Origin of the sequence: Paenibacillus sp. 23TSA30-6, assembly GCF_014858585.1 — a bacterium.
Taxonomy (GTDB): Bacteria; Bacillota; Bacilli; order Paenibacillales; family Paenibacillaceae; genus Paenibacillus.
In genome coordinates this window covers 156,131-182,596 of record NZ_SLTL01000003.1, presented here as the reverse complement: position 1 = coordinate 182,596, position 26,466 = coordinate 156,131, and the positions used below count along the sequence as shown (strand labels likewise).

General features: G+C 49.4%; 27 protein-coding genes. 9 read left to right on the top strand and 18 right to left on the bottom strand.

Going from position 1 to position 26,466, the window contains the following annotated elements; genetic code table 11:
- Positions 1-103: 103 nt before the first annotated feature.
- The gene (locus E0698_RS04090) at positions 104-454 is read right to left on the bottom strand and encodes an ArsR/SmtB family transcription factor (RefSeq protein WP_134912938.1); all 351 of its coding nucleotides are present in this window, start codon (positions 452-454) and stop codon (positions 104-106) included.
- Between the two features lie 162 nt (positions 455-616).
- Here E0698_RS04090 and E0698_RS04085 point away from each other — a divergent pair, with 162 nt between their 5' ends.
- The 6 genes from E0698_RS04085 (at position 617) to E0698_RS04060 (ending at position 7,347) form a co-directional block, all read left to right on the top strand.
- On the top strand, positions 617-2,542 hold the full coding sequence (locus tag E0698_RS04085) for a BglG family transcription antiterminator (protein WP_192510697.1): 1,926 nt from the start codon (positions 617-619) through the stop codon (positions 2,540-2,542).
- Positions 2,543-2,732: 190 nt separating this feature from the next.
- On the top strand, positions 2,733-3,101 hold the full coding sequence (locus tag E0698_RS04080; protein ID WP_192510696.1) for a PTS lactose/cellobiose transporter subunit IIA: 369 nt from the start codon (positions 2,733-2,735) through the stop codon (positions 3,099-3,101).
- Positions 3,102-3,119: 18 nt separating this feature from the next.
- Positions 3,120-4,415, top strand: a complete 1,296-nt coding sequence (locus E0698_RS04075; RefSeq protein WP_134912936.1) for a PTS sugar transporter subunit IIC — start codon at positions 3,120-3,122, stop codon at positions 4,413-4,415.
- 90 nt (positions 4,416-4,505) lie between these two features.
- On the top strand, positions 4,506-5,564 hold the full coding sequence (gene uxuA / locus E0698_RS04070) for a mannonate dehydratase (protein ID WP_192510765.1): 1,059 nt from the start codon (positions 4,506-4,508) through the stop codon (positions 5,562-5,564).
- The gene (locus E0698_RS04065; protein WP_192510695.1) at positions 5,557-6,993 is read left to right on the top strand and encodes a glycoside hydrolase family 1 protein; all 1,437 of its coding nucleotides are present in this window, start codon (positions 5,557-5,559) and stop codon (positions 6,991-6,993) included. Before uxuA ends, E0698_RS04065 begins: the two co-directional genes overlap by 8 nt.
- 30 nt (positions 6,994-7,023) lie before the next feature.
- Positions 7,024-7,347, top strand: a complete 324-nt coding sequence (locus E0698_RS04060) for a PTS sugar transporter subunit IIB (protein WP_134912935.1) — start codon at positions 7,024-7,026, stop codon at positions 7,345-7,347.
- A gap of 232 nt (positions 7,348-7,579) precedes the next feature.
- Here E0698_RS04060 and E0698_RS04055 read toward each other — a convergent pair whose 3' ends face one another.
- The 4 genes from E0698_RS04055 to E0698_RS04040 form a co-directional block, all read right to left on the bottom strand.
- Complete coding sequence (locus tag E0698_RS04055) at positions 7,580-8,359, bottom strand: M15 family metallopeptidase (protein WP_192510694.1); 780 nt, start codon at positions 8,357-8,359, stop codon at positions 7,580-7,582.
- A gap of 148 nt (positions 8,360-8,507) precedes the next feature.
- Entirely contained in the window at positions 8,508-9,437 is a 930-nt protein-coding gene (locus tag E0698_RS04050; RefSeq protein ID WP_192510693.1) for an NAD-dependent epimerase/dehydratase family protein, read from the bottom strand.
- A gap of 132 nt (positions 9,438-9,569) precedes the next feature.
- Positions 9,570-10,196: a DUF1796 family putative cysteine peptidase gene (locus tag E0698_RS04045; RefSeq protein ID WP_149094724.1), complete on the bottom strand. Its 627-nt coding sequence runs from the start codon at positions 10,194-10,196 to the stop codon at positions 9,570-9,572.
- Positions 10,189-10,836, bottom strand: coding sequence for a DUF1796 family putative cysteine peptidase (locus E0698_RS04040; protein WP_192510692.1), 648 nt, complete (start codon positions 10,834-10,836; stop codon positions 10,189-10,191). The genes E0698_RS04045 and E0698_RS04040 overlap by 8 nt, the downstream gene beginning before the upstream one ends.
- Positions 10,837-11,038: 202 nt before the next feature.
- Here E0698_RS04040 and E0698_RS04035 point away from each other — a divergent pair, with 202 nt between their 5' ends.
- Together E0698_RS04035 and E0698_RS04030 are read left to right on the top strand one after the other, a co-directional pair.
- The gene (locus E0698_RS04035; protein ID WP_149094722.1) at positions 11,039-11,386 is read left to right on the top strand and encodes a hypothetical protein; all 348 of its coding nucleotides are present in this window, start codon (positions 11,039-11,041) and stop codon (positions 11,384-11,386) included.
- A 25-nt stretch (positions 11,387-11,411) separates the two neighbouring features.
- Positions 11,412-11,834, top strand: a complete 423-nt coding sequence (locus tag E0698_RS04030; RefSeq protein WP_192510691.1) for a hypothetical protein — start codon at positions 11,412-11,414, stop codon at positions 11,832-11,834.
- An 86-nt stretch (positions 11,835-11,920) separates the two neighbouring features.
- Here E0698_RS04030 and E0698_RS04025 read toward each other — a convergent pair whose 3' ends face one another.
- Genes E0698_RS04025 through E0698_RS04010 form a run of 4 tightly spaced genes read right to left on the bottom strand, consistent with a single transcriptional unit; the run spans position 11,921 to position 15,844 of the window.
- Positions 11,921-12,094: a hypothetical protein gene (locus E0698_RS04025; RefSeq protein WP_187644874.1), complete on the bottom strand. Its 174-nt coding sequence runs from the start codon at positions 12,092-12,094 to the stop codon at positions 11,921-11,923.
- Between the two features lie 22 nt (positions 12,095-12,116).
- The gene (locus tag E0698_RS04020; protein WP_192510690.1) at positions 12,117-13,337 is read right to left on the bottom strand and encodes a glycosyltransferase family 4 protein; all 1,221 of its coding nucleotides are present in this window, start codon (positions 13,335-13,337) and stop codon (positions 12,117-12,119) included.
- Positions 13,338-13,370: 33 nt separating this feature from the next.
- Positions 13,371-14,597: a sialidase family protein gene (locus E0698_RS04015; RefSeq protein ID WP_192510689.1), complete on the bottom strand. Its 1,227-nt coding sequence runs from the start codon at positions 14,595-14,597 to the stop codon at positions 13,371-13,373.
- The gene (locus E0698_RS04010; protein WP_238353847.1) at positions 14,597-15,844 is read right to left on the bottom strand and encodes a sialidase family protein; all 1,248 of its coding nucleotides are present in this window, start codon (positions 15,842-15,844) and stop codon (positions 14,597-14,599) included. The genes E0698_RS04015 and E0698_RS04010 overlap by 1 nt, the downstream gene beginning before the upstream one ends.
- A 175-nt stretch (positions 15,845-16,019) precedes the next feature.
- Between E0698_RS04010 and E0698_RS04005 the strand changes: the two genes are divergently transcribed.
- A complete protein-coding gene (locus E0698_RS04005; protein WP_192510687.1) occupies positions 16,020-16,397 on the top strand; it encodes a hypothetical protein in 378 nt (125 codons plus the stop codon).
- Here E0698_RS04005 and E0698_RS04000 read toward each other — a convergent pair.
- The 9 genes from E0698_RS04000 to E0698_RS03960 form a co-directional block, all read right to left on the bottom strand.
- Complete coding sequence (locus E0698_RS04000) at positions 16,394-17,593, bottom strand: glycosyltransferase family 2 protein (RefSeq protein ID WP_192510686.1); 1,200 nt, start codon at positions 17,591-17,593, stop codon at positions 16,394-16,396. The genes E0698_RS04005 and E0698_RS04000 overlap by 4 nt on opposite strands.
- 31 nt (positions 17,594-17,624) lie before the next feature.
- Entirely contained in the window at positions 17,625-18,338 is a 714-nt protein-coding gene (locus E0698_RS03995) for a glycosyltransferase (RefSeq protein WP_192510685.1), read from the bottom strand.
- Positions 18,335-19,363: an NAD-dependent epimerase/dehydratase family protein gene (locus E0698_RS03990; protein ID WP_192510684.1), complete on the bottom strand. Its 1,029-nt coding sequence runs from the start codon at positions 19,361-19,363 to the stop codon at positions 18,335-18,337. The genes E0698_RS03995 and E0698_RS03990 overlap by 4 nt, the downstream gene beginning before the upstream one ends.
- Positions 19,321-20,178 (bottom strand): dTDP-4-dehydrorhamnose reductase family protein, encoded by an 858-nt coding sequence (locus E0698_RS03985; RefSeq protein ID WP_192510683.1) that lies wholly within the window; start codon positions 20,176-20,178, stop codon positions 19,321-19,323. Before E0698_RS03985 ends, E0698_RS03990 begins: the two co-directional genes overlap by 43 nt.
- Positions 20,175-21,161: a polysaccharide biosynthesis protein gene (locus E0698_RS03980; protein ID WP_192510682.1), complete on the bottom strand. Its 987-nt coding sequence runs from the start codon at positions 21,159-21,161 to the stop codon at positions 20,175-20,177. Before E0698_RS03980 ends, E0698_RS03985 begins: the two co-directional genes overlap by 4 nt.
- Positions 21,154-22,245, bottom strand: a complete 1,092-nt coding sequence (wecB, locus tag E0698_RS03975) for a non-hydrolyzing UDP-N-acetylglucosamine 2-epimerase (protein ID WP_192510681.1) — start codon at positions 22,243-22,245, stop codon at positions 21,154-21,156. The genes E0698_RS03980 and wecB overlap by 8 nt, the downstream gene beginning before the upstream one ends.
- A gap of 88 nt (positions 22,246-22,333) precedes the next feature.
- Positions 22,334-24,010: a glycosyltransferase gene (locus tag E0698_RS03970; RefSeq protein ID WP_192510680.1), complete on the bottom strand. Its 1,677-nt coding sequence runs from the start codon at positions 24,008-24,010 to the stop codon at positions 22,334-22,336.
- A gap of 60 nt (positions 24,011-24,070) precedes the next feature.
- The gene (locus E0698_RS03965) at positions 24,071-25,189 is read right to left on the bottom strand and encodes a CgeB family protein (RefSeq protein ID WP_134912922.1); all 1,119 of its coding nucleotides are present in this window, start codon (positions 25,187-25,189) and stop codon (positions 24,071-24,073) included.
- A 33-nt stretch (positions 25,190-25,222) separates the two neighbouring features.
- The gene (locus E0698_RS03960; RefSeq protein WP_192510679.1) at positions 25,223-26,314 is read right to left on the bottom strand and encodes a glycosyltransferase family protein; all 1,092 of its coding nucleotides are present in this window, start codon (positions 26,312-26,314) and stop codon (positions 25,223-25,225) included.
- Positions 26,315-26,466: the final 152 nt, after the last annotated feature.

The following is a 26,466-nucleotide window of genomic DNA, read 5'->3' as shown; positions in this document are numbered from 1 at the left end:
TCCGATCCAAGATGTATCATCACATCAAATCATTTTATAAGCATATGCTTATATATTGGGCATCATTTTCCATGCTCACAGAGGCAACTTTTCCATCGAATCTTTAGCAGGAGCAGGAATTCGAAGCAGGTCCGCAAGCAGCGGTTGGTTCTTCTTTATTTAAAAGCTTCAAAATTTGCTTCTCATCTGGCATACATTGAAGGACCGCTTGAATATGAGGCTTGTCCTCCACATTGAGAGAATAGTACACCCACTGTCCGCGTCGAGCTTCTTTTACAATCCCTTGAGACTTTAGCTTTCTTAGATGCTGGCTGATACCCGGTTGCGAAATATCAAAAATCTCGACAAATTCGCACACACACCATTCCCTCTCTTGGAGCAAAGAGAGCATCGTCAGCCGTGTTCTATCACCCAATAGCTTTAATTGATCCGCTACATAAGCCAGTTGGTCCAATACGACCACCTCTTCTCTCTATATAATCATTTGCTTATATCTTAATTGTATACTCAACACCACTCTTTTTCAATACAATCGTATAATCGAATTTTTCACTTTTTCATAACCAATCTACCGTTGTATACTGTTCATCAGAACTGCTATGGAAGGAGGCTCATTTTGCGTATTTTTGATATTCTTCGTATATTGGTTGCAGAACAGTTGGTCAACGGAGAACACTTGGCAAATGTATTGAAGGTATCCTCTCGAACCATACGAACGGATTTAAAGGAATTGGGTGCGCTGTTGTCGAAGCATGGAGCAGCAGTCAAACCCCTTAAAGGAACAGGCTACAAGTTAGAGATTCGGGACGAACAAGCATTTCATCATCTGCTGAAGCAGTTAAAGGATTATGAAAATAATGTGCCCTATCCATTAGTGAATTCTTCTGAAGCGAGAAATCGTTTTTTAATGAAAAAGCTACTGCTCACCAATGCATATATCAAACTTGATGATTTAGCTGAGATCCTGTATGTTAGTCGATCTACTTTACAGAATGACCTCAAAGAACTGCGCATGTTACTGGCAACCTACGGACTATCCCTGGAGAACAGACCGTATCATGGTATTCGAGTCAAAGGTAACGAGGCCAAGCTGCGTTATTGCATTTCCGACTATATATTCAGTAGAACAGATGAAATAGGCGAGCAGCAGATGTCCCACCCTCCTCTGATTTCTAACGAAGAGATGGAATGCATAAGAGAAGTGATTCTGGATCGCATTGAGTTCAATGATATTCAGTTGTCGGACATTGCTTTGAACAATCTGGTCATTCATATTGCTATAGCATGTAAGCGTATTCGTGAAGAAAGGTATGTTTCGTATTATCCTCAAGAAATGAAAAAAATTGAAGCGCAGAAAGAGTTTATGGTGGCGACTGAGATCGTATCTGCTTTAGAACAAAACATGAAGCACTCCTTTCCACTTGTTGAAGTTGCGTACATTGCTGTGCACCTGCTGGGTGTAAGGACAGTCGTTAGTGCCCATTTGGATGAAGTAGAGATTAAAAAGATCATTGATAAAGATATCTACGAGCTAACTATTGAAATACTGGACCAAATTGATCAGCAGTTGAAAATGAACATTCACAACGACAAGGAATTGCTGATTGCTTTTTGCCTTCACCTCAAACCGGTCATTAACCGCTATCAATACGGAATGAATTTGCGTAATCCTATGCTCGATGAAATCAAAGCCAATTACCCGCTTGCCTTTGAAGCAGGTATCATTGCTGCAGAAGTCATCAAGCAACGGCTTCATATACACATCGAGGAAAATGAAATTGGGTATTTAGCCATTCATATCGGAGTCGCGATGGAAAGAAAGAAAATAGAGGGCGCACCCAAAAGGTGCATGATCGTATGTGCTTCTGGACTCGGCAGCGCAAAGCTGCTGTATTATAAGCTTCAATCGGTCTTCGGTTCCAGGTTGGATATCGTGGGAACCACTGAATTTTATAAGCTTAAACAAATGCCGTTGGATGCACTGGACTTTGTCATTAGCACGATCCCCATTTCAGAACCGCTTTCTGTACCCATGATACATGTGAATACATTTTTGGGCGGTTCCGATATCACTAAAATTGAACAAGCAATCTCAGAGGCAAGACTTCCTGCTGTGCAGTATGTACGAAAAAAATTGGTTTTTCTTCAGCAGAAGTTCGATAACAAACTCCAAGTGCTTGAATTTATAGCCGCAAAAATACACGAAGCCGATCTTGTGAAAGGCCCCCTGCTGCAATCTGTGGTAGAGCGTGAAGCTGTTTCCCCAACATCATTTGGCAATTTTGTCGCGATCCCGCATCCGATGGAACCTTTCGCTGATTTCACGTTTTGGGCCATCTGTACATTACAAAAAGCTATCGATTGGGATGGCAAACCGGTACAGTTTATCTGTATGCTCTGCATACAGCGCACCAAATCAGAAGATTTACAGAGTATGTATCATATTTTGCTTGAAATCATAAATAATGAAAAGCTCGTCCAGCAGCTTATCCGCTGCAAAACGTACACGGAATTCGTAGAAGTGCTGCATAAAAATAGTTGAACATAGAAGTATGTAATGCAAAGGAGGAACCTGAAGCCTGCAAGGCGGGGGTCTCTCCTTTTTTGGTGATGAAGAAGTCATTTAGAAGAGACGATTTTTCCGTTAAGAAGCGGAAAAAGTATGCGTTAAATTGAAAGCGATTCCAAATTATAATGCTAAAGAAGGCAGCTTTTGAAAGGAGATAAAAAACATGAATAATGATGAAACTACAGAGCACGACGTAAGTATGGAGGGCATGGATGATACAGAAATTGTATTCCAAATTATATTATACGCTGGGAATGCACGCAGCTCGGCCATGGAGGCGATCGAGCTTGCAAAGGCAGGGAAGTTTCAGGAAGCCAAAGAAGAATTAGCCTCAGCTAAAAAAGAACTGGTGTCCTCCCACAAAATTCAAACCAGAATCATTAATAAGGAAGCAGCGGGTGAAAAAACAGAGATGTCGGTCATGATCGTACATGCTCAGGATCATTTGATGAATGCCATCACCATTCGAGATATGGCCTCAGAGTTTGTAGACCTGTATGAACGTATTGATCAATTCGTACCAAAATCGTAGAGGGAGGGGCGCTATCCTATGGCTTTCAAAGACAAACTGGTTGACGGCCTCACATCAGTGGCAAATGCAATCAACAATTTTAAATATATTATAGCGATCAAATCAGCCTTTATCACATTAATGCCTGTCATCATTGTGGGTGCCTTTGCTGTTCTGATTTCCAATATGGTGATGGACCCGGTAAATGGTCTGGCCCATTTTAAACCTTTCTCCTTCCTGGCAGAGTACAAACCGATTTTCTCAGGCATTAACTATGCCAGCTTGAATATCCTTACCATCCTGGCTATTTTCATGATTGGTCTGGAGCTAGGAAAAATTAACGGGGAGAAAAATCTCTTTCCAGGACTACTCGCTGTGATCTGCTTTATATCTGTAACGCCAACCACGATAGAGTTGATGGTTAACGGAGAAATGCAAAAAGTAACGGATGTCATAGCCCGCCAGTTTACGGATACCAAAAGCTTGTTTTTAGGTATTTTCATAAGCATTCTATCCGTTGAGCTGTACAGCAAGCTGGGCAAGTCCGATAAGCTAAAAATTAAAATGCCTGAAAGTGTTCCCAGCAATGTGGCTGTTTCTTTCTCGGCACTCATTCCAACCATCATTACGGTGACTGTCTTCTCGATGCTTGGATTCTTCTTTCATAAATTTACGGGTCTCTACCTGTATGATGCCGTCTATAATGTGGTGCAAAAACCTCTGGAGACCGTGGTGCAAGGACTGCCGGGTATACTGGTACTGATGCTGGTTGCGCAAATCTTCTGGGTGATCGGCATTCACGGGAACCAAATGGTAAAACCGATTCGTGAACCTCTGCTGCTTGGAGCGATTACCGTCAACATGACTGCTTATGAGCAAGGACTGCCGATTCCGAACATTATTACCATGCCTTTCTGGGACGTATACATGAGTATCGGTGGTTCAGGGATTACGCTGGCCCTTTTGATTTGTATTATGATCGCCTCCAAGCGTGAGGATATGAAGGAAATTACCAAGCTTTCGTTTGGACCGGGCCTGTTTAATATTAACGAGCCTGTCATTTTCGGACTTCCGATTATGTTGAATCCATTGATGGCTATCCCTTTCATTATTACTCCGCTTATCACAGGAACGATTGGCTACTTTTCGACGTTGCTTGGATTTGCAGGTAAGGCCGTCGTCATGGTTCCATGGACTACTCCGCCTATTATTAATGCCTACCTGTCTACAGGTGGAAGCATTGGCGCCGTTGTAACTCAGATCATTTGTATTGTGGTAGCGATTATCATCTATTTCCCGTTCGTCAAAATTGCCAACAAGCGAACGGCTGAATAATGCGCTACTATAGAAATATATCATTCAATTGAAAGCGTATTCTTAATGGATTGAGGTTAACGCCAACTTTAAAGGAAGAAGCTGATTATGGTGAAAATGACTTTTCGGTGGTATGGCGAGCAGGATTCCATTCCACTCTCTTACATCCGGCATGTCCCCTATATCAAAGGAATTGTAAGCGCGGTTTATACCGTTCCGCCTGGAGAGGTATGGCCTATGGAGCGTATCACTGCTCTCAAGCAGCAAATCGAGGAAGCAGGACTTCAGTTTGAAGTCGTGGAAAGCGTTCCGGTACATGAAGCGATCAAGCTGGGACTCCCCACCAGAGATAACTATATTGCCAACTATAAAGAAACGCTGAGAAGGCTGGGTGATGCCGGGGTAAAAGTAGTCTGTTACAATTTCATGCCTGCCTTTGACTGGTTTCGTACCGTCATTGACAAGCCTCTTCCCGACGGATCGTTGACATTGGCTTTCTCGGGGGAAGAACTGAAAAAGATTGAGCCGATCATTGCTGATTTTACGCTCCCAGGTTGGGATTTATCATATCCAAAGAAAGAGCTTCCTGCTTTGATGAAACAGTATAAACAACTGGGAGCCGAAGGAATCTGGGAAAATCTAGCTTATTTTCTGGCAGAAGTGATTCCTGTGGCCGAAGAGGTCGGCGTGAAAATGGCGATCCATCCGGATGACCCGCCATGGCCTGTTCTGGGTCTGCCGCGTATTCTTAGCAAAGAAGCGGATTTTGACTGTCTGCTGGAGCTTCAGCCCAGTGTGCATAACGGTATTACCTTTTGCAGTGGCTCGTTAGGCAGCTCACCAGACAATGATTTACCCAAAATGCTAGACAAATACGCCGCGCAAAAAAGGATTCATTTTGTTCATCTACGTAATGTCAAACGTTATCCTAATGGTGATTTTGAAGAGTCAGCGCATCTATCCGAATCGGGTAGCATAGATATGGCGGAGCTGATTCATATCCTGCATCGTCATCAGTTTGAAGGGTATGTAAGACCTGACCACGGGAGAATGATCTGGGGAGAGCAAGGAAAGCCCGGCTATGGACTGTATGACCGTGCACTGGGAGCGGCCTACTTAACGGGCCTTTGGGAATCTATAGAACGAAAAGGAGAAGCATGTAATGGCTAAACATACGATACAAATTCCGTCGAATTTCATCATGGGTGCTGCGGCTTCCGCCTGGCAGACAGAGGGCTGGAGTGGTAAAAAAGAAGGTCAGGATTCATTTCTCGACCAATGGTACAAAAATGACCGCTATGTCTGGCACAATGGATATGGGCCTGCGGGTGCAACCGACTTCTATAATCGTTACGCCGAGGATATTGCGCTGATGAAGCAGATTGGCCTGACCCATTATCGTACTTCTATTAATTGGTCCCGCTTCTTAACGGATTATGAGAATGTTGTCGTGGATGAAACGTATGCAGATTATATGAGCCGGGTCATTGACGAGTTGATTGCAAGCGGGGTCGAGCCCATGATTTGTCTGGAGCACTACGAGGTGCCCGCTTATTTGCTGGACAAATATGAGGGCTGGTCTTCCAAGCATGTGGTGGAACTGTTTGTGAAATATGCGGAAAAGGTTTTTGAACGGTACGGAGATCGGGTAAAACACTGGTTTACATTTAATGAGCCGATTGTTGTACAGACTCGTGTCTATCTGGATGCCCTTCGCTATCCCTATGAACAAAATACGCGGAAGTGGATGCAATGGAATTATAATAAAACGCTGGCAACCGCGAAGTGCGTACAACTTTTCAAAGCCAAAAATTATAGTCAGAACGGGGCAAAAATAGGCGTTATTCTGAATCCCGAAGTTACTTATGCCCGATCCAGCGCCCCTCATGACCAGTACGCGGCACATGTGTATGATTTATTTTACAATCGAGTATTTTTGGACCCGCTTATTAAAGGCGAATACCCGCAAGAACTATTCGACTTAATGAGCACGCATGATATTACATTTGAATCAACCACAGAAGAACTAACAGTGATTAAGGAACATACCGTTGACTACGTCGGGATCAATCTTTATTATCCCCACCGGGTCAAAGCGCAGAGTAAGGCGTGGAATGAAAATATTCCTTTTCATCCCTCTTACTACTATGAGCATTTCGATCTTCCGGGTAAAAGAATGAACAAGTCACGGGGCTGGGAGATTTATCCGAAAATCATTTACGATATGGGGATGCGTATCAAGAACGAATATAACAATATCGAGTGGTTTGTCGCGGAAAATGGTATGGGCATCGAGAATGAAGTTGTCTTCAAAAATGAGGAGCACATCATTCAGGACGACTATCGCATTGACTTTATAACTGAGCATTTATACTACACGTTACAAGCTGTAGAGGATGGTTCGAACTGTACAGGTTATATGCTGTGGGCCTTTACAGACAACGTTTCTCCTATGAATGCTTTTAAAAATCGCTATGGACTGGTGGAAATTAACCTGGAGAATGGTCGAAGTCGGCATTTGAAGAAATCCGGCTACTGGTATCAATCTGCCATCAAAGAACGCTCGTTTGTTGCTGATCTGGATGAAGAGTATAAATAATTAAAAATCAATTTCTGGAGGCGTTCAAATATGAAAAAAATTATTCTTGCCTGCTCTGCGGGTATGTCGACATCCATTCTGGTTTCCAAGATGAAAAAAGAAGCAGCAGCAAGATCCATAGAGCTGAACATCGAAGCCATCCCCGAAAGTACCATTAAGGAAGAGCTGGAAGGCATTAAAGATTCTGTAATTGCTATTTTGCTTGGTCCTCAAGTACGGATGCGTAAAAAGCCGGTTGCCGAAATTGCAGCTCCCTATGGAATCCCTGTGGATGTCATTGACACGATGGCTTACGGTAGAGGAAACGGTGCCGCCGTGCTGGATCAAGCCTTGAAGCTGGCTGGCGAATCATAATGAACATGTAGACATTTTTCGATGAATAGCAAAAGGCGGCAGTCTCCCATCAGGAAGCTGCCGTCTTTCCGTGTATTGATATACATATTGATAATGATTATCCCGTCACCTTGAACCGTCCAATCAACTGGCGTAGCTCGGCGGACATCCCTTTCAGACTCTCCGCCGATTGGCTGACGCCTTCCATGGAGGTTAGCTGCCCATCCTTTTTAGTTAAATCGTCCCATATTTCCTATTCCACATCAAAATTGAAGTATGTTTTAGCATAAGGTTCCTTCATCAGCGTAAAGTGCCACCATTCCTTGCTGTAAGGTTTGAAGCCACGCTTCACCATAGCATCCCTAAGGATTTTTCGGTTCGCCTGCTGTGTCTTGCTGATCAGCTTCGTATTGTAATAGGAAATATCACCAAAAAAATCAAACGGACTCCCCATATCGACAGTCTTCCCCGTTTTGATGTCCACCAGCGTCAAATCCACAGTGCTCCCCCGCGAATGGCCGGATTTCCTGGCGATGAAGCCCAGCTTGAACAAATTGCGCTTATCCAGCTTCGGGTAATATTGCTGCTTCATTTTCAGATCACCGCTATTCTGCGACCATCTAACAAAATGATTCACGGCTTTTTGCGGGCGATAGGCATCGTATACTTTCAACAGATACCCTTTGGCTGCCAGATCGTCGCTAACCCCTTTTAAAGCCGCTGCACCTGTATGGGTCATGATCGCAAAAGGCCCCTTATATCCATCAATCCGTCTGCCGACAAAGTTATTCTCACTATAATAGCGGATTTCATATTGCGCCGCAGGAATCACTTCATCCAGATACACGAATCCCTTGGGCAATTTATTTTTCTTCTCAATGGTCAAGTTCTGCGTAGTACTGCTATCCGTTGTTCCGTCCGAAGCTCCGGCAGCAACAGATGTACCGGCTGCTAAAGAAAAAGAACCTGCATCCAGCAATAACGTACATGTGACCAGGGTGATACCTATTGTTCTTAAAGCCTGCTTCAACATGGGTTCAGACTCCTCCTTTGTGAAACCTGTGATCTATACTGCTGACCATTCTATCAGGTAAGTGCATATTTTCCTATAAGTAGCTGCCAGGCTATCCATAAAAAAGAGGCTGATCCCCCAGCCCCTTCCTGAATCCCACGCTTTCCCGCTACATGCCTTCTTTGCCAGAACCCATACTGCTCACGTACGTTTCCTTCAATCCGGCAGAGATGCCATATAGCGGTTCCCACCGAAGCCAATGTCTCGCGACTGCGTTGCTAAGACAGCTATGGTGAATGTCTCCCGCCCGCGCAGCTGAATACACGGGCCGAACGGACGAGCCGTGCAGCTTCAGCAAATCGTAGGCCAGCCGATTGATGGACGTGGTTCGTCCCGTACTTACATGCACTGTACGTTGATCCGCTGCACGTATAGCCGCCATATTGGCTCTGACTACATCCTTGACGTACACAAAATCGCGGGTTTGCGTTCCGTCGCCGTGAATGAGCAAGGGGCTTCCTTTTTTCAGCCGATCCATAAAAAGAGCGACTACACCGCCCTCTCCCTTCGCCGCCTGACCGGGACCATACACATTACCGTAACGCAAAATCGTGTAATTCATGCCATATAACCGATGAAAAAGCCGGATATACGATTCTGCGGTCAGCTTGGAAAGCCCGTAGCCCGAAATCGGCTCCACGGGATCGTCTTCCTGAATATATTGCTTTTGCAGTTCACCGTATACGCCGGATGTGGACGCGAATATCAGCTTGGATACACCAGCTTCATGACAAGCCTGCAACAGATGGATCGTCCCCATCACATTCACATCTGCGTCCACATCCGGTCGATGGATGGATTGCTGGACATCGGCCTGTGCCGCCAAGTGAAACACAATATCCGGGCTTTCCCGAATGAGCAGCGTCCGAGTCACGGAGCTGCGGATATCCGCCATATGCATGACCGCGCGCGGGTCCACATTTGCGACATTCCCGGTCGTCAGATTATCCAGCACATGCACCCTAATGCCCGAATCAGCAAGCGCACGCACCAGATGGGAACCAATAAATCCGGCTCCCCCGGTGACCAAAGCCTTCACTAGCGCACCCTCCTTTTGAACCGAAGCAAGTTTCTTCCTTTCCCATCATGTTATGCGGCGCTCTACAGCTTGGCGCAGGCGCAGGCACAAGCACAGGCACCAAAGACAATCTAAGACGTACCTTCCCGTTGTTCAGACGTGTAGCCTGACGTTTGCCAGCATAAAGCGCCACATCTCATCCTGCCCGCTCCAAATATCCTCAGGCGGCAGCGCCACTGAAACCAGTTGCTCCAGCCCCCAATCCAGCTCCGTCACACCGGCAGTCCCTGTATAATCCACGAATAACAAACGAAAATCGTGGGTGATCATCCTTGATAACACGGTGTGCAATTCTACCGCCTGCTCCCGGCTACCCCCCAGACGAACCAGCAGCAGACGGGACGCAAGCTCAGATTTCTCCAGTAGACGTGCGATGCGGCGATCAAGCGTCGTTTTGAATGCAGGATAGGAAGTCAGATGCTCCGATGTATTCTGGGTAACGGGAAAATGGTGTGCCGCCGTAATCTCATACGACGCATCCTCGACCATGAAGTTATACTCGCCGTAATCATGCCCCGTGACACGCAGGCTGGCAAGGTCCATAAATCCGGCGAAACGGACATCCAGCAAGCGACTGATCTGCGACAAGTTGCCGGAAATCATCCAGTCCAGCGGTCCCGCATACGGACGCAGTCCGTTTTTATCCAGCTGAATGGAAGGCAGGCAATGTCCTCCCAGGCTGAATACAGCGTCATAATCCCCCTGCAATCGCTCAAGCACGCCGCCCTCCCCTTTCCGAAGACAAGGACATTCCCCCAAAAAGCGTACGCCAGTGCGGATCACTTTGGTAATTCCATACATCGGCAAAAGGCATTTCCACCGCGCATACATTCGCAAGCTGCCAGTCCAACTCGGTCAACTCTGTTACACCGGAACAATTAACGATGAGCAGACGAAATTCATGCGCCATCATGCCGGACAAGATGCGCTCCAGTTCCTCTACCTCTGCATAGGTTCCCAGCATACGGACGAACAAGCTGCGCTGCGCCTTCTGCGTTTTTGCAAAAAAACGTTCGATACGGCGGTCTATCTTCTCCCTGAACTCCGGATAAGTCGCCAGATCAGCGGACGTATTGCGTTCCTGCGGGAAATCATGTACCGAGATCACGTTATAATCGATATCCCTGACCATATAGTTCAGTTGGCTCGTACCAACAACACTTAAATTGGGCAAATCCATAAACCCGGCAAACCGGTTTTCCAGCAAGCGGTTCACATCGGACAGCGTGTCAGACATCATCCAGTCCAGCACCCCGGCAAACGGCCGCAGGCGATTCTTTTCCAATTGAATGGCAGGCGTGCAGTTTTGCCCCAAACTGAAGACCGCATCATATTCCCCTGCCAGTTGTGCAAGTCTCATAGCCGTGCCTCCTTTTTTAAAGCGACCTTTCTCCTCAGGCCGCAGGTTGTTCCACGCTACATTACATGCACAGCTCGGCTAAAAGGGTTGGACCCCGGCGCGTATTTTGTCAAAAAAGGCGTACAACTATCCAGTCCAGACATGGCACATTTTCATATGATATAAAGCTGGTATACAACGGAATTCAAGGAGGCTACAGGATATGTCCGTGTTTCTTTTATCTGCTGATCATCACCTCGCTTATGACAGCGCCAGTATCCAGAGCTGCCATGTGACCCTGTTCAATCGTGAAAAGAGACCTGTCGATGTACTGTTGGAAATAGGGAATGATAGCGGCGTTTTCCGGCGGCAGCTCCTTAGCCTGAGCGCTTCTCCCGAAGTCGGCTCCGTCGTACAGCTCAAGGATATGGAGACAGCCCAAAATCCTTTTTACCTGCGGGTGGTCACAAGTATATGCAATCCGGAAACGCTATTTATTTTGGCTGAATTTGTAGAGGATGGGAACGTGGTTGCTATGCGTACAGCCAGTCATTTTACCGTGACGCCCTAATATACGGACAGGAGAGGAAGAAGGTATGTTAAAATATTCGGTACAAAACAAAGCCGATGCAGGCACACATGCGCTGCCTTTTCAGGTCACCGAACAGGAGAGCGTGCTATCTACGTTGATCATTCCTGCGAATGAGTCTGAAGGACGTATTGTCATTGAAGTCTCCTTGGCATGGGAAAATCCGCTGCTCAACTGGGATATCGGAGAGCTGGATATCCGGCTGCGTCGCAACGACGGGCAGGGTCCCGTGCTGGACTGGTTGCAGGATTCCTGCTATCAGGAGGGCTTTGCCGAGCTAAGGTATGAGGAAACCGTGGAACAGACAGCGCCATATGTATATTGCCTGACCGTGCAATCGGCTGACCGCCGGGCCGTTGTCACGGGTCCACTCGTGATCCAAGGCTCGGTCTACGAAGATTCGGTTGATGAAAACCCAGACGGAACATGATCCGAAATCATCCAAAAGGCAGGCAGGGAACCACGTCCCCGCCTGCCTTTTACAATTGCTCCAGATGTATTAAATTACTGTCGTTCTCATGGCACAGTTTGTTTGATACGTTCCAGAATTTCAGTGTCCGGTAGCTTATAATGTTCCGGTAACGAGGTGTTAATCCGGTTCCATATTTCATAATCCACCTCAAAATCCGGGTGCGACTGCTGGATTTCAAAAATACGGTTGTACAAGTCTCCAACTACAGGAAAAGTCATGTTCCCCCTCCTCACTATCGAATCAAAGTACTTGATTGAGCGCTTGCCCGTAAATACCCACGAGCCGTGCAATCATGACATCCAGAGACCAATGCGCAGTTCCCCATGTCTTGGCACGGTTCCCCATGGCCATACGCACGTCATCCTGAGCCAGCAAATGCTGCAAATGAGCTGCCAACGCCTCCACATCGCCAACCAGGGAAACCAGTCCAGTACGTTCATGCTCCACCATTTCCGGGAGTCCACCCGCATTCGATACCACTGCCGGAAGCCCCGAAACCTGCGCCTCCATAACCGAAAAGGGCTGATTATCCTGTATGCTCGGATGAACAAAAATATCTGCCAGTTGCAAAAGGGCAGGCACATCTTCACGATGCCCGAGGAAAACTACCTCTTCCACCAGCCCCAGCTCCTTCGCCTGTGTTTGAAGCTCTTCCCTTTTGTCTCCCTCTCCAACAATCCAGCACACCCAATCCGTGCGCCTTGCTTTCAGCAAGCCAAGAGCGCTTATTAGATAATGCAGTCCTTTGATATATACCAACCGTGAGGGACAAATAATGACTTTTTTCCCCTCGGGTCGTGTCATGTCCGTCCCCTTCGCCTGGACTTCCCAAAAGCGCTCGGTATCCAAGCCGTATTGGAAGGTGGCAATCTGCTGCTCTGGCACTTCAAATTCACGGACGAGCGTCTGTTTCATCCATTCCGTAGACGTAATGGTAATATCAGCGGACAGAGCGCCATAGTGCTCCAGCGCCCAATAATATTTCCACATCAAGGTCTCGCGGTAACCCTCCTCATGATCCCGTTCGAGAGCCATCATAACTTCGCGGGCCAGCGAGCCATGAATATTGGCCACCAATGCGCTATCCTTACGTTTGACCCGGCTTAGAGCACGCGTCGCAATGACATCCTGCGTGTGAATGATATCGTACTGATCCACCCCAAAATACGCCGCTGCCAGCTCCATACAGTATCGATCCTTTTCCACCGTCTGCACCCATGAATCCAAATGTAATACAGGTACAGCCGACTCATTCAGCTTCGCATCCAGCATGGGCAGCAGTTGAGCCTTCAGCAGCTCCCTATCTTCAAAAACAATATGGTATTTAGGTGTATCCGGTCCGTTCCCCATCAAGTCTACCGTGTGACCCAGTAGCTCCAGTCTCCGTTTAATTTGCAGCATAAAGGGCCATACGCCACCCAAATGAGGAATCGGCCAGTACGTAGCCAACAAAATTTTCAAAACAGCCTCACCTCCTCTGTCTCGTACGCTGAGCTACATTCCGTTACTTCCGTAAATTTGCTGGAAACCCGATAACGCATCTGTCCAGACCGCAAAAAATCCGTTATTCGGTACGATCGTCACATCAATAAAATTACCGATTGTAACGACTGGAACCGGACTAATCCCGTTAGGATTAAAGGAGTTGTCTGTTACTCTGCGGTTTGTAAAGGTAAGCCCGCCGTCCGCTGATTCGGCTAGAAATACGTCTAATAAAGAGAGGGATAGTTGATTGGTATAATATACGATCTTAATCACGCCGGTTACGGGCGAAACATCAATGGCCGGGAAAAAATGCTGTGCCCCTGCACTGGCCCCTGTCACCGATTGCGGCGCAGTCCAGCTTAATCCACCATCCACCGATCGGGCGAGCAGTACATCTGCATACCCTGCCCGATTATCCTGCCAGACCGCATAAAGTGTTCCCTGATTCGGGCTAGTAGAATGATCTACGGCAATATTAGCCGCCGACAACACATTGAAGCCAAACCCGGGCACGGGCAACGGACTCGGAACCGGGACAACAGAAGACACAGGTAGCGAGGAACTGAACGCTGTCCCCCCATTGAAGGACACAATGACTTGGTATCCATTAACAGGATTGGTCACAATGTACCCGACATAAATCACCCCTGTAATGTTCACGGTGATTTCCCCCCGCGTGATCTGATTGGAGCCAGCGGTGAGCACCACGGGTGTATCCCATGTGATCCCTCCATCCTGTGATCGCTGGAAAAACATGACCGAGCCGCCGAAAAAGTCGGGATTGTACTGATGCGTATAACATAAATAGATGTTTCCGGTATAGGAGCTGACCTGAGAAGTATCAAATTTCACGCTGACCTCAACATTATTGACAAATGTCCCATACCCTCGCTGGGCAATCACGGGTGGATCAAATGTATTACCGTTGTCTCTGGACACATAGGTAGCGATGGTACCGCTCAAGCCGTCTGCGGTAAATACATGACAGGCTATGACGAACAAGTTGGGAAAACCGTAGCTGACGCTATGGGATTCCGCCCCTACATAGCCGGCTGGCAGCGGTAAAATCTGCTGTGTGAAGGAGACACCGCCGTTACCTGAACGGTATACCGCCGTCAACGGCGGCCCTGTCGTAAAATCAATAGCCGCGGCTATTATGGTACCGTCAAGCAGGTTGAAAGCTACACTCGGCTCCTGCGCCAGCCTTCCGTTAGGCGTAAGCTGTACGTTCGGCATCAGGCTCCACCTCCCGGTACACCGGCAAAAATCGTCAAACTGCCGGTGCGCGTATCCGTCCAGACGGAAATGTAGCTGTTCGGCGGCACAATGGCTACATCAATATAGTCGCCAATCAGCTCCACTGGGCCTACTCCACCCCCAGCATTCGGGTTAAAGGAGGTCGTCGTCAGGCGGCTGTTCACGAAGGTGTTACCTCCATCCGACGACTGTGCAGCGAACACATCCAGATTAAAGCCGTCCAGTCGATTGGTATAGTACACGACAACGACCAGTCCTGTCTTGGGCGACACCGAAATCGCAGGAAAGAAATTTTGCGAGCCAGGCGGACTATCCGTCACGATGACCGGAGCACTCCACGTTGTGCCGAAATTGAGTGATTTGGACATTAAAATATTGCTGTATCCCTGGCCAAAATCCTGCCACACGGCATATAACGTGTTTGTTGTGGAAGGCACACCCGAGCAGTCTGCGGCCAAGCTGGGGAAATTCAATATCCGAAAGTCATAACCGGGAACGGGTAAAGGATTGGGCACAAGCGTTATATTGGATACGAGAATATCTCCGCTAAAGGTAGCCCCTCCATCAAAGGACCGCCGGATAAAAAAAGCCGGTGTTTGCGGCCCTGTACGAATCCAGCTGACATATACGCTGCCATATTTGTCGACCGCAGGCTCAGGTCGTTCCGTGGAGGATTGGATATTCGAAAGCAATAACGGGCGGTCCCAAGTTAAACCTCCATCGGTGGAACGCTGGTAGAAGGCCGCAGACCGGGCATTAAACTCTATATTGTATTGACGGTTATACGTGACATAGACATGCCCAAGATAGGGACTTGCCCCTGCATTATCCGTCGTAATATTGGTCCAGTCATTATTAATGTAATCTCCAAAGCCCGAATTAATGACCACCGGAGGATCAAAGGTGGCTCCATCGTCCGTAGAGCGGTAGATCGCGACAGCCCCGTTTTCATTTCCCGGAAACACATGTGCCGATATGATAAAAATATTGGGAAACAGATAGGCTACCATTCCCGCCTCAGCTCCTGTATATCCCGGCGGAAGCGGCAGTAAAGAATCGGTCCAGTTCGCCCCTGCGTCCAATGATCGGTAAAGACCAATGAGAGGGGGCCCGCTACTAAAGTCAACAGCGACAGCCACCACAATATTCGGATTCAACAAATTAACAGCGACACTGGGCTCAAACTTGGGTAAACCGCTGGGTGTCACCTGAAAATTCAAAGGCATCGTGAGCATTCCTTTCATTGCAAATTGGTAATCATGGAAGGGGTATCTCCAAAAATGTACCTTTTTTCGGCATAGCCTACCGACAAGCATACAAGCTTTCTATTCAATAGATTCATAGTATAGGAGCATCCCTTCGGGGGTTTTCCAATATTCTGTTTTCGAAAGGATGATTCATTTGGCTTTTACAACCGGCTATATGACAAACACCAGGGATTTTGGTACTGCCTGCTCCAATGTCGTTGTGAATCTGGTGAATGAGGATACGGTAAACGCAGCAACCGTGACCATACAAATTTTTTTCTCGCTCGTACCGGATACCAAGATCCCATTGTACGTGTCGTCGGTTAACGTACCTGCAAACTCCATTGCCCGACGCACCTTCTTTATACAAGGAGTACTTGCCTATGAGGTACAATACAACGTAGTCTCCGCTGCACCCGCAAATGTCGTGCTTTCCAACTTTGGACTGGATCAGTTTGGTAATGTTGTACAGGAGCATCGTGTTCTTCAGTCGGAGCTGACCACAATCCCGGCGCTGTCTCCTGTTATTTAAAAGTTGCTCTGCTCTAGTGCCTGATGCAATCTGTAGGTGTAATACACGTAATTCCATTCCGGCGGTACGGACTGGACTCCTCGGCCGCTGCCTATGGCGGAATGGTCATCTGTATAATAGGAAAAGGCATGTGTATCCTGTAGCGGGCGCAGCAAATCGGTCAGATACAGCAGATCCGTCACAGCGATATAAGGTTTGACACCGTAGCACACAACAAAGCGGGTAACCGTTTCCCCAATCGCCTGAACCAGTGCTTCCGTGACAGAATAATGCGGTCTCGGCGTTATGATTAGCCGAGGATCGAGCATCATCGGCAGGAAGGAAGAGGCGCCCTGTTCCGGCGTAAGATCCAGCAACCGCACCAAGCAATTGCTGTAATGCTGCTCCAGCAGCTGATCCAGCAACGGCTCAGCCTGAGTCATATCCGTGACAGGCATTAAAATGGTCATTTCAAGCGGAATACCCCGGCGCGCTCTCGCCTCATGCTTGGCGACTTGAAATGCGTGCCGCCAGCGTCGATGCTCCTTCTGGCTGTGCAAGCTGGCCGATACACTAAAAGCGGAATTCACCCGGTAATCCATCAGAATTTCCGGGATGAATTTCATGCTGCACGTCTCGGTCAGCCGCAGCCAGTAATCATAATCCTCCACGGGTTGCAACCGATAGCCGCCGATCCGGCGGGCATATTTGCTTTTGTACATAAACGAAACCCCAACAATGCTGGCGTTCAGCAGTTCCTCATGCGACTGGCTCTGATACCGGATCAGCGCTTGTTGATGCTGCTCATCATACAACGGGCTTCCTGAAGCATCAATCTGGCGGAAGGTGGAGAATACAAGGCCGAGCGAGTCCGGCCCGTGCTCCAGCTCTCGTCGCAGTCGTTCTATAAAGCCGGGATAATATACATTGTCACTGGATACCCAGGTCACATATGTGATCGCAGGATCTTGGAACAACTCGTCAAACCCCCGGTTAAGGGCACTGGATACTCCTTTGTTCTCAGGAAGTGTAATCAACTGGACACGCGGGTCCCCCCCTGCTGCGTGGAGCGCTGGTCCCATCATTTCCGGCGCTCCGTCAATAACGATGATGAAGCGGAATTCCCTATAGCTCTGAGCCAGCACAGATGAAATCGCGGCTTGCAGATAGCCGATATCCTGTTTGTATAGCGGCATCACAATACCTGTATCTACCATATCAATCCCCCCTGACAGACTTCCGGCTTTATTAGGAAAAACCGTTCAACAACTGACTGAAGCGATCTCGATACCGTGCTTGAGTTATGCTGTACTCCCGCTCAACGGCCGGCCAATGCTTTTGGGTTCCCATTTCATCATGCCAACGGTAGTTGACCAGCGGTTCGTTCAGAAAAGGAAATGGATATCGCGCCATCATCACTCGGTACCACATATCCAGATCATGGGTATACGGCAGCAATTCATCGAACAGACCGATATGTGAGAACAGCTCCTTTTTAAACATGACCGTGCATCCATTGACCGGATTTCCTTGCTGGAAAAAACGATAAAACTCCGGTAGGGAAGGAAACACAGCCGCCGCCTGATGGGTTGTAATCTGGCTGTAGTTATTGATGAAATTGAAATTGGTGTGAGAGATATACGCGCCTTGTTCCACCATAAAAGATACCTGGTTGTTTATTTTGTCCATATGATAGGTATCATCTGAGCTGAGCCACGCAATGTATTCGCCACTAGCATGCCGAATGCCATGATTCAGTGCGCTGGCCGTTCCTCCATTGGCTTTCCCTAAATAATGTATATATGGAAGATAAGGTTGAAGCATTTCGGTATGTGTCGTGGAACCGTCATCGACGACAATAATTTCAAGCGGGCCGTAGGTTTGCTCTAATGCGCTTTGTAGAGCCTGATCCACGTATCCACAGTTATAAAATGGAATGACGATTGTTACACTCGGTCTCATATCGTTCCTTCCTTTCCGGCTCGGTGGTATCGGATCATATCCTCCAGCGATTGCCCCAGCGGTATGATCGGCCTCCACCCCATGTCCTCCAGCTCCTTGGCCCGGTATGCATCTGTAGACGCTGACTCTGCCGCGTCCCCCCATTGGATGGCGACAGGTGTATCTGCCAGTGCAACCATACGTTCCACGATGTTGCCCAGTTCCACGATTCGGCCTGTGCAGACCGGATAAACCTGCCCCGGTACCCCTTGCTCCAGCAGCACACCGTAGGCTCTGACGGCATCGCGCACGTCGAGAAAATCACGCTGCGCATGCCGGGAAGATACCCGGAACGGTGCAGGTTCGAGTGCGGGCAAAGACTCCGGTGCTGATTCGGTTGCCAGCTCCGTGTACGTGCGCTCTGTACTGATGATATGACCTGCCAACAATGCGCAAAAGCCGGTGGAGGGACCCGGGCCAATCAGATTGCAAGGCTCCGCCAGCATGACGGATTGGCCGAACAACGCGCTCCAGGAGAGCGCGACTGCCTCTTGAAGGCTTTTGCTGAGACTGTACGGATGCGATGGATGATATGGAGCCTGCAAAGCCGCTTTCAGCCGGGAACCCGCCACGACAATCCGGGCTGTGGGAAAAGGGCGCAGCGCATCCAGCAGATACAGCGTGGACAGCACATTGGATTCCATGTAGAGCAGCGGGCTTTGCCATGATTCGGGCACCGAATTTTTACCACCCAGATGAAGCACATAATCCGGCGCAATTTGGCCTATCACTTCACGAAGACGTTCCTTATCGAGCAAATCGCATACATAAGACGTGATGTAGAAGCTGGTGCCAGAATTTGCGCTGGAGTTCTCATCACCGTTCAACTGCAAGATCAGCTCCCGGGCGGAAGCAGCCGTGCGGGTCAGCGCCGCTACCTCCCAGCCGAGCTTTGCAAAATAGCGGCAGGCGTGTATCCCGGTATAGCCTGCCGCTCCGGTAATTACAATGACGGGCCGACGTTGTTCCGCTGTGCTTCTGTCCATTCCAGCAGCTCCTTCAGCATAATGCTGTAGTGAGGAACATCGTAGAGCAGATCGGCCCGGGTAGAACGAAGTGTCCGGTCTTGCACCGGCTCATCCTTCGGCACGATCTGAATATCCTCCCTCTTCCAGATATCCTTGAACAACAGCAACAGATCATGTTTGCTGATCGGTTCAGGATGAACCAGATGAATGAGTCCATCCAGCGGCCCATTCATCAACACCCGTATAGCCTTAGCCAGTTCCAGCGTAGTAACCCCGTTCCAAAAGACACGGCGATACCCGTCAACGTCCCCGCTCTGCTGCAAGAACCAGTTCAGCAGACCAATGCCCCCCGGCCGGATTTCCGGGCCGATAATGGAGGTGCGGATCGTCAGATGGCCCGGCGCCTTTACTTCCCCGAGTATTTTCGTCAATGCATAGGCGCTTGTTCCGTCAGGTTGATCCGTTTCTGCATATAAACCGGGTACCCGCGTCCCCTCGAATACACAGTCCGTACTGATATGAATGAACCGAGCACCTATTCTGTCCGCCGTCCGCTGGAGAAGGTGCGGCAGCAGGCCGTTAATTTGATATGCTGTAACCTGATCCGCTCCGGCATACTGGTTTAGCACACCCACCGCGTTAATAATGACGTTAGGTCGCACACTCCGCACCAGCTGCTCCACCATAAAGCTGTCATTCACATCCAGCAGCAGACCCCCTTTATTCTTGGGATCACGCGTGGTGTAGAACACATGATATCCGCCCTGCTTTTGAAAGTAATCGACCAGCACATGACCTGCCATGCCGTTACCACCCAAAATAAGCAGCTTCATTTAATGAACCCCCCGCTCTGGAGAATGCTTCGAATCTCCGCTTTAGACATCAGATTGAACTCTGAGCTAAAGCTGCTGAACGACACTGGAGGGCATTGCTTGTAGCGATCCTTTAGTTGGGGGATATTCAGCGTTGGCAGAATGACCAAATACTGCTCGTCGTATACAACCGTCGTCAGACTTTCAAAGTCGCTCATTAAAATCTCATGAATTTTCTCGCCAGGACGGACACCTTTTTCTACAATTTCTACATTCTCCACGCCCGAATCCTCGATGAGCACCTCTGCCAAATCCACAATGCGGCAGGTTGGCATGGTCATGATGAAAATTTCCCCGCCGATACTTTCCACCGACGCCTTGAACAGTAGACTGATCGCATCCCGCAAAGTCAGGAAAAAGCGCGTCATGTTCATATCTGTGATCGAAACGGTACCCTTTTGGCGAATCTGGCTCTGAAAAAGATGCACCACACTTCCGTTCGTGCCCAATACATTGCCGCCACGCACCGTAACGAACTGCGTATCGCTATTCAGCAAATTGGCGTAGACAATCAGCTTTTCACCAATCGCCTTGGTCATCCCGTAAAAATTGGATGGGTTCGCGGCCTTGTCAGTCGATATATAAATGACTTTCTTGACCTGATTGATGACAGCGGCTTCGATCACGTTTTGGGTGCCTACCACATTCGTTTTGAGTGCTTCATAGGGCTGATCTTCACATACAGGTACGTGCTTGAGAGCCGCCAAATGAAATACATAGTCCACACCCTGACAGGCGGTAACCAGTGCATCCTTATCCCGAATATCCCCGATGCAGAAGCTAAGTCGTTCATCCTCAAACTGCCTGTTCATCGCAACCTGACTCGATTCTCCGCGCGAAAAGATAATGACCTCTTTGGGGTTACGCGGCAGTAACTGGGTAACCAGCTCATGCCCCCAGGAGCCGGTACCGCCGGTAACCAAGATACGTTGGTTTTCAAACATGCCGTTTCCCTCCAAGCAAAAATTTGACTACCTTATCTGACACATCCTCCGCCAGATATCCTGCGGGACACTGCCACTTATGCTTCATCCCGATCATTAAGGCTACCGCGTTCGCTATAACCTCTCCATCCAGCCCGGACACGATATTGCTGCCGCAATCCACGGTTTCCGGTCGTTCCGTCGTCAGGCGCATCGTGACCGTCGGCACACCCATGATGCAGCATTCCTCCTGTACGGTGCCGCTGTCCGTCAAAGCGCAGCGGGCATGCCGCTCCAGCAGTACGAAGTCAAAAAAACCGAACGGTTCGTGGAACTCCACCAACGGATCAAGCTGGATCGGCGGATGGCTCGCGATACGAGCGGCAGTGCGGGGATGAATACTGCAAATGACCCGCTGTCCGGACTGCTGCGCTACCCGATTCAGGCCATCCAGTATAGCCAGCAAATGCGGCGGATGGTCGACATTTTCGGCTCTGTGGGCGGTCACCAGGAAATATTCCCCTGGCGACAGTCCCAGCTTCTTCAAAATGTCGCTGCCGGACACCTCTTTCTCGTAATGCTGCATCACTTCGTAAATCGGGTTTCCGGTCAATATAATTCGTTGGCTCGGAAAGCCTTCGCGTATTAGATGCTGCTTGCTTTGCTCCGTATACGGCATATTAATCGTAGAAATCGCGTCAATGACGCGGCGATTCTTCTCTTCCGGTACATCCAGATCGTAGCAGCGGTTACCCGCCTCCATGTGCACGACCGGGTAGCCCATACGTTCCGCAAGCAAGGCGCACAGGGCGCTGTTCGTATCACCGAGCAGCAGCACATGATCCGGGCGCTCCTTGTTTAAAATATCCTCCATCTGCGAGTACATGGCAGACAGCTGTTTCCCCAGCGTCCCCGCCTTCTCCTGAAGCACATAATCCGGGGCACGTAGCCCCAGTTCGCGGAAGAATTGCCCACTCAGGCTTTCCGTGTAATTTTGGCCCGTATGCACAAGCACATGCTGATCCGCATGGTGATCCAGCTTCGGAATGATCAGGCTGAGCCGTATAATTTCCGGTCTTGTGCCGAGCACGGTCAATATTTTCATCGTGTTGGAACCCACCTTTGCTGTCGTTGTTTTCCAGTAGACTGTCTGTGCTCCAGCTAAACGTTCACCTCAACGGTCCGGTGTGCTTTCACCCGGACCGTTGTTTTTTGTGGCGTCCAGCCTTGAGCGCTAGCCGCTTCCGCTTGTTCGGATGCAGATGCCTCGACACGCGCTTGAGCTTGAGTCTCCGTTTGAGCTTCCGCTTCAACCTGAGCTTCTGTCTGGACTTGGATTTCGGCAGAAGCCTTGACGGAAACCAGCGAATGCGATGGCTCCTGCTGCTGGTGTTGCTCTTACCCTTGCGCTTGCGATTGCGATTGCGCGGTCTGATATGCTTGCGTCTCGCCCGAATGCCACGCTTGTCGTGAGGCGGGTCTGGCAATGGCTCCGGCACAGGAGCAGGTAGCTGCGGCAAGCCCGGAATGGCCACATACTCAATAGGCGGCAGACCAAGCACAGGCAGTTGGCAGACCACCGATTCGGGAAATTCCCGAATGGTGCTGGTAAAAGCCTCTGGTATCGCAGTGACCTGACGAAGCCCTTCTCCCTCCCGCGTCCATATCGGTCCTCCCGGCTGCCGAATCAGCGGGAACCATTGCGGATTATGGCACACCCATTGGCTGACCATGACGTGCAGGCTGGTTTTATAGGAATCAGGTCCGTATACACGCATAGCAGCGCTATTGTTGCGTACACCGATCCGTTCCACTTCCTGAGGATGATTGAGCAGATAGCCCACTTTTTCCGCCAGCATATCGCTGTTTCCCGGCTCTACCAAAAACTCTGTATTTCCGGTCGCCTCCATCAGCTCCACAAGTCCACCCTGCGCAAAGGCCACAACCGGCTTGCCGTAAACCAGTCCCTCCAATGCCGTCAGACCAAAGCCTTCCTCCACCATGCTTGGGATAACGACCATATCCATCGCGCTATAGGCAGTGGATACAGATTCCTCAAATGAGCTGAACTGGAATCGGCGACTGTAGGGGGATTGGCGGATTAAAGAGACGCATTTTACGTAATATTGCGAGTCCACCGAGCTGCCGATGATCCAGAAGCGACAGCGCGAATTCGTTTCACACAACTTCAGAGCCATTTGAACAAAAGGCAGCAGTCCTTTGGCTTCGTAGATAAAGGAAGAAATATAACCAATACAAATATGGGATGCCTTTAATCCCAGCTTTTCACGTTTGCGCTTCCGTTGCAGCACATGCTCTTTGTGGGGCGGCATATCCATATCCCGGCATGGAGACAACACCGTGTGGGGACGCGTCAGCCCCGCTCCGTGCAAAGGCCGCAAAACGGCTTGTGAAATGCCGATGACCCATCGGCTGTAACGCTCGATGATGGAAACCGAGACAGGTGTATGCTCATTCTGGTTAATGACTTCGGTTATTTTCCAGACCACCGGAATATTCAACTCATGGGAAGCCATCGCGGGCATGACGTTCACACAGGTATTGACCAGTACCACATCTGGACGCGCTTGCTGTAGCAACTGGAGCAAAGGTGCGTACGCGGCATGATTTCGCAAATTCTCCGCATCCTGCTCCAATCCCTCATACGGGGTGTACATACCATGCAGCATGGGCAGGTTCTGAATTTGGACGGTAATTCCGCGCTTGCGGGCAATTATGGTCAGCCGTCCTTCAGCGGGCGTCACCAGAATGCAGTCGAAGTACATACGAATGTCTACACAAAATTGCAATAACAGCTTTTCCGCTCCCGTAATGCTGCGGACATTGCTAACATGGCTGAATAGCATCATTTTCGGTTTGATCGGAGTTCACCTCCTTTAAAATAACGACCATCGGGCGTTTAAACCGAATTAAGGTAATACGACCGACAGCAGCTGGTCAATCCGGTGACCATACGTATGCTCACGCAGAGTCCGTTCCAGAGCACGCAGGGCAATCTCACGGCGTTCCTTTTCGTGTGTCAAATAAAACTCGATCTTCTCCAGCAGCTCCTGCTGGGAACTGTACGTCTCAATTTCTTCTCCCGGCTTGTAAAAACGAGCCAGATCATCCCGTGTGTCGGTGAGCTGCAAGGTGCCGCTGGCAGAAATTTCGAACGTGCGCGGATTCGGCGACGCTCCCGGAATTTTCAGAGCATTGTTATTCACGGAATCATCCTGATGTGAACGATGAAGATTAATGACAATTTTGCTGCCGTTATACGTGTCATTCGTCTCGGCTGGAGACATCCAGCGGCCCTGCTCGATTTTATCGCCGTACGATTGATAATCAGGGAGACGATCCCACCAGATTCCGTTGATTTTAATATTACGGGCCATAAGCTGCGGCATAATCGGATTAAAGAAATAGATGCGATTCCAGTAAGCTGAGCCGGTAAATCCGATTTCACGCCGTACGGAAGCGGGAGAGCTAAGCGGGAAATATTGAGTCAGAAATGCCCCAAAGGGCAAGTAATGTACAGACGAACAGCCGAGCTGGCGGTACATTTCGATGCAATTCAGCTCCAGCGTGAACACATGGTCATAATGCGTAACAATTTTGGTCGTCGTGTCCGTGTAATAGGGATCATCCGTCAGCCAGATTGCGGTTGGAATGCCCAACTGACGTACCGCTTTCACCTGCTCCAGCGGAAGATCCATCCCATCCAGCGCCAGCATCAGATTCGGACGGAGCTGGGTAGCAATATCACCTACTGGCTGACGCGGGTCGGTTACGGTAACCTGAGCCGTCATACTTTGCAACGTGGTGATCACCGCTTCATCCAGTGGAGAATAGGGAAGACCCTTACCGGAGACTACATACAGCACATGGATTTGCCGAAAAGGGAAGACCGCCTTCGTCCGGGCAAGAATCGCATTGGCGCGTCCGCGCAAATAGCCTTCGTCGTATCCATCACCGAGTCCCGCAGCTCTCCCCTTTTCCCAGGAGGTTGTGGCCGGGTCAAACGGTCCTGTCGTAGATATCGTCATCACTTTCACTCCTCACTGTTTTTGGTGTTTACTTTAGGCCATCGCCTTGTCCAGCAATTCTTCCATACGATTCGTGTACATATGCTTTTGCATGGTGGTGTGCAGCCCGCGCCAAGCCATGCGCTCACGTTCCCAGTCATGCTTGAGATAGTAGTCCAGTTTGACCTTCAGCTCCTCTGCTCCACCAAAGGTTTCAATGTCATAGCCTGGTCTGTAATAGCGGTCCAAATCTTTCCGAATGTCCGTCATCTGGAGCGTGCCGCAGGCGGCAATTTCGTAGGTCCGGGGATTAATGGACTCCGCGGATAGCTGATGCGTATTCCGGTTATCCAGTCCGGGGTCCGTTGGACGGTGCAGATTGATAACAATTTTGGAGCCGTTATAATATTTGGCTGTTTCCTCCGGCTCCATGAAGATTGGACGGATAAATCGTTCCAGCACATCCCGTCGGGTCAGCCGATCCCAGTGCCCACCTACGATCAGCACTCTTTTGTCCGCCAAAAAAGGAGCGAGGTGGTCAAACAGCTTCACTCGGTTCCAGAAGGCATTCCCGATGAAGCAAATGTCATGCTGGTGCTCCCGCTCCACCCGCCGGGGATAAAAGATCCGGGCTGACGCAGCAAGCGGCAAATAGTGTACCTGTGCCACTCCCTGATCTCGATAAAACGGCAGGCATGACATCTCGTGCGTAAATACAACATCGTAGGATTGGCAGATCAACGCCGTATCCTCCGTAAAATAGGGATCATCTACAAACCATATGGCTGTCCGAATGCCCAGGCCCCGTATTTGCTGCACCTGCTCCAGATGATCCGGTGGAAAAACATGCAGCCCGTTCATGACCAGCACGAGGTCGGGTCGATGGGCATCGGCGTCAGCCAGCATCGTGGCAGGAGTACCGATGACCAATTCGCTGCATACTTGGCTTAATGCCTCTTGAACACCTGTGTCTATAGCTGCGAAACCTTGCGGAATATACAACACTTTCAACTGGCGAACAGCAGGCTGTATTGCCACGACCTGTGACAGAGCAGCCGTGCAACCGCCCATTCTGCGTCCTTCCCGATAGCCGCATCGGTATGCTTCGCGTTCATTTCCGCTTCGTTGATCGTTCACATCCTTCACCCTGTCCTGTTGTAGGATAAACTTCTGTCACTCCTAAACTATATGCGGAGGGGTCAAACGCATCATGGACGACTGCCACTGCCCGGACAAAATTGGCGTTTGCCCGTCCAACTGCCGAACCGCAAACAACCCCGAAGCTGCTAGCTTCGGGG

Excerpts from the sequence above, each read along its gene's own strand:
- E0698_RS04060 (WP_134912935.1), top strand. The coding sequence starts at position 7,024 with ATGAAAAAAATTATTCTTGCCTGCTCTGCGGGTATGTCGACATCCATT.
- E0698_RS04000 (WP_192510686.1), bottom strand. The coding sequence starts at position 17,593 with ATGGTAGATACAGGTATTGTGATGCCGCTATACAAACAGGATATCGGC.
- E0698_RS04075 (WP_134912936.1), top strand. The coding sequence starts at position 3,120 with ATGGCTTTCAAAGACAAACTGGTTGACGGCCTCACATCAGTGGCAAAT.
- E0698_RS03995 (WP_192510685.1), bottom strand. The coding sequence starts at position 18,338 with ATGAGACCGAGTGTAACAATCGTCATTCCATTTTATAACTGTGGATAC.
- wecB (WP_192510681.1), bottom strand. The coding sequence starts at position 22,245 with ATGAAAATATTGACCGTGCTCGGCACAAGACCGGAAATTATACGGCTC.
- E0698_RS04035 (WP_149094722.1), top strand. The coding sequence starts at position 11,039 with ATGTCCGTGTTTCTTTTATCTGCTGATCATCACCTCGCTTATGACAGC.
- E0698_RS04040 (WP_192510692.1), bottom strand. The coding sequence starts at position 10,836 with ATGAGACTTGCACAACTGGCAGGGGAATATGATGCGGTCTTCAGTTTG.
- E0698_RS03990 (WP_192510684.1), bottom strand. The coding sequence starts at position 19,363 with ATGGACAGAAGCACAGCGGAACAACGTCGGCCCGTCATTGTAATTACC.
- E0698_RS04025 (WP_187644874.1), bottom strand. The coding sequence starts at position 12,094 with ATGACTTTTCCTGTAGTTGGAGACTTGTACAACCGTATTTTTGAAATC.
- E0698_RS04010 (WP_238353847.1), bottom strand. The coding sequence starts at position 15,844 with ATGCCTTTGAATTTTCAGGTGACACCCAGCGGTTTACCCAAGTTTGAG.
- E0698_RS03985 (WP_192510683.1), bottom strand. The coding sequence starts at position 20,178 with ATGAAGCTGCTTATTTTGGGTGGTAACGGCATGGCAGGTCATGTGCTG.
- E0698_RS04065 (WP_192510695.1), top strand. The coding sequence starts at position 5,557 with ATGGCTAAACATACGATACAAATTCCGTCGAATTTCATCATGGGTGCT.
- E0698_RS04055 (WP_192510694.1), bottom strand. The coding sequence starts at position 8,359 with ATGTTGAAGCAGGCTTTAAGAACAATAGGTATCACCCTGGTCACATGT.
- E0698_RS04080 (WP_192510696.1), top strand. The coding sequence starts at position 2,733 with ATGAATAATGATGAAACTACAGAGCACGACGTAAGTATGGAGGGCATG.
- E0698_RS04015 (WP_192510689.1), bottom strand. The coding sequence starts at position 14,597 with ATGCCGAACGTACAGCTTACGCCTAACGGAAGGCTGGCGCAGGAGCCG.
- E0698_RS04030 (WP_192510691.1), top strand. The coding sequence starts at position 11,412 with ATGTTAAAATATTCGGTACAAAACAAAGCCGATGCAGGCACACATGCG.
- E0698_RS03965 (WP_134912922.1), bottom strand. The coding sequence starts at position 25,189 with ATGACGATATCTACGACAGGACCGTTTGACCCGGCCACAACCTCCTGG.
- E0698_RS03970 (WP_192510680.1), bottom strand. The coding sequence starts at position 24,010 with ATGATGCTATTCAGCCATGTTAGCAATGTCCGCAGCATTACGGGAGCG.
- E0698_RS03980 (WP_192510682.1), bottom strand. The coding sequence starts at position 21,161 with ATGTTTGAAAACCAACGTATCTTGGTTACCGGCGGTACCGGCTCCTGG.